We start from the raw sequence: 2360 nt of genomic DNA, 5'->3' as shown, positions 1-2360 counted from the left end.
GATAGAATTGCTACCAAAATTATTTCTAACCATGCAATTTTCACTGAAGAACCCTCAAGAAGTTATTCAGCAGAAGCTGAAAAAGTGACTTTTGAAATTAGGGCTATTAATTGTCAAAAAACACACCCAAATAAAAGTTAAAAGGAGAGCCTTATTATGATAATGAGATATAAAATGAAAATTTTAACTAAAAACAAAACCTATGAATACCCACTTAGAGTATTACCAGTCTATGAATGGGATAGAGTACTTGGATTTAATCAAAGTGACGCTATTTATAAGCTTAATGAAGTGAAATACCTAAGAGAAATTACAAGCTTAATGATAAGTCCAAAATTTTTAGACGAATTTTATGTCATTCTAGATGCAAATAGAGAATTTATTTCTTATTATAAGGACTATCTTGTTGCTATTATTTACACCGCGCAATTCAATACTTTTCATATAGATAATGATTTAAAAAAACCCGCTTTAGTATTTTTGAGTGAATATGAAAATAATGTTGGTGATTTTGTTACTTTTGACTATATTAATGATAATTTTGATTATGCAAAAGTAACTGCTTCACTTACCTCAAATTCTACTGAACTGGTTGCTAAATGAGGAAAATAAATAAAGAGATTGACAAAGCCATTGCAAATCTTAATGAGAGCAGAAAAAAGTATTTCAACTTGATTGACGAGATAAAGAACGATAAATACTATTTTCCAGTGATTATGAATATTTGCTCATACGATGATGTTAAGAAATTGCCTTATGATGAGCTTTTAGAAGTCAATCGAATTGCTGATCTTAAATTAGAAAAAGAGTTGTATGAATGAATTTTAAGCAAATGAGGGCTTAATGAGCGACAAATTCACCATTAAATTTAAAGGTGTTCTTGATCATGCAGCAACAAAAAAGGCTATTGAGCAAGATATTACCAAAATGGAAAAATATCTTAAACCTAAAAAATCTAGTTTGGGTAGTACTAAAGATATTGTAAAAAGTAATTTGTCTGATAAGAAAAAAGAACTAAACAAACAATCTAAATTTGAAAGCTTAAGAGAGCGTGTTGAGAAATATAGACTTACACAAACTAAAAAGCTTATGAAACAGGGCATGGGTTTTGAAAAAGCTAGAAAAGAGGCTTTTAAAAGATCTTTAATGTCTGATAGAGATAAAAGACGCCTTGAGTATAAAGAACTTGCAAAAGAATCAAAAGCAAAAAGTAAAATGCTAGCAGCTTCTCAAGGAAAAGGACTTGTTGCCAAAATTGCAATAGGTAGCGCCTTAGGAAATGTTATTGGTAACGCTATAAGTAAAGTTGGGGGCGGGATTGTTGGGTTTTTGTATGGTTTTATGAAAAAATCAATTGAGGATCAAGCAAAACAAGACAACTTAAAACAACTCAATAGCGTGGTTTTTAAGGAAAATGAACGCACTAAAATTTGGGAAGCTCTTGAGGGGATGAAAGGATTTGAGCGCGACTTAGAAAAAGAAGACTTGTTGCGGACAGCAAGTGTACTTAGAGGCGATCTCAGAGAATTGGGACTTGCTAATGAAGATAATGTAGTAAATGCAGCAAAACTTTCAGCTTTACTAAGAAGCACGGGGCTTGCTAGTGATAATGAAAGCGCTGTTAATGTTGTTAGCCAATTACTTAAAGGAAAAGCAACAGAAGCTTTTGATATGTTGAAACCTATCGACGACTTTGGAAAAAAATATCTAGAAGCCATGAAAGACAAGTGGGAATTCCTCACTCAAGAAGGGGGCAAGCTAGAATTAAGACCACAGAAGATTTTAGAATTAATAAGAGACATATCCTCTTTAAAGATTACGGGACATTCTAGTGAAGTTAATGAAGCTAAAAGTAATTTGGCCAAAATAGAACAAACTCTTGAAAACGTAACCAATAATGTTTTGCGACCAATAATCAGCAAAATTTCCACTTTTATTGATAAAGTTAGTAACTTTGATTTTAAAAAAATCTTAAACGATATAGTTAAGAGCATAAAAGAGGGTATAAGCGGGGCTTTTGATGGAATAAAAAACGTTGGCAGCTCAGTAGTCAATGCTGTTAGTACGGGTGTTGACTATATCAATCCTTTAAGTTGGTACGCATGGCTTAAAAATAGGAGTAAAGGCTCAGATGACTTAGGACAATTTAAATAAAAAAGGTAATTACTTATGGATATTAACAATGTAAATATTGTCAATGAAAATAAAACAATATCGCCTGCAGAAAAAAAGGATTCTACGGACATTATAAATGCAAATAATGACAATTGCGAAAATAAAAAAGAAGGGGAAATGTCTTGTGAAGAGATTAGACAATTAATAAAAGATATAGCAACTCAACTATTTACTCTTTTTGGAGC

At 31.7% G+C, this 2360-nt stretch carries 4 protein-coding genes and 1 pseudogene; all 5 read left to right on the top strand.

The window, feature by feature from the left end:
• The coding region (locus tag HNP63_RS06605) for a DUF1463 family protein (RefSeq protein WP_183227696.1) at nt 1-141 on the top strand (141 nt) is incomplete at its 5' end.
• 15 nt (nt 142-156) lie between these two features.
• Nucleotides 157-603 (top strand): DUF1473 family protein, encoded by a 447-nt coding sequence (locus HNP63_RS06600; protein WP_183227694.1) that lies wholly within the window; start codon nt 157-159, stop codon nt 601-603.
• Complete coding sequence (locus HNP63_RS06595; protein ID WP_183227692.1) at nt 600-821, top strand: DUF1322 family protein; 222 nt, start codon at nt 600-602, stop codon at nt 819-821. The genes HNP63_RS06600 and HNP63_RS06595 overlap by 4 nt, the downstream gene beginning before the upstream one ends.
• Before the next feature lie 22 nt (nt 822-843).
• Nucleotides 844-2154 (top strand): DUF759 family protein, encoded by a 1311-nt coding sequence (locus tag HNP63_RS06590; protein WP_183227690.1) that lies wholly within the window; start codon nt 844-846, stop codon nt 2152-2154.
• Between the two features lie 15 nt (nt 2155-2169).
• Nucleotides 2170-2360, top strand: a pseudogene (locus HNP63_RS06585) (DUF792 family protein); the annotation flags it as partial.

This window comes from Borreliella afzelii (assembly GCF_014202295.1).
GTDB lineage: Bacteria > Spirochaetota > Spirochaetia > Borreliales > Borreliaceae > Borreliella > Borreliella afzelii.
The sequence above is the reverse complement of the archived record's forward strand: the minus strand, read 5'-3'. Positions and strand labels throughout refer to the sequence as shown.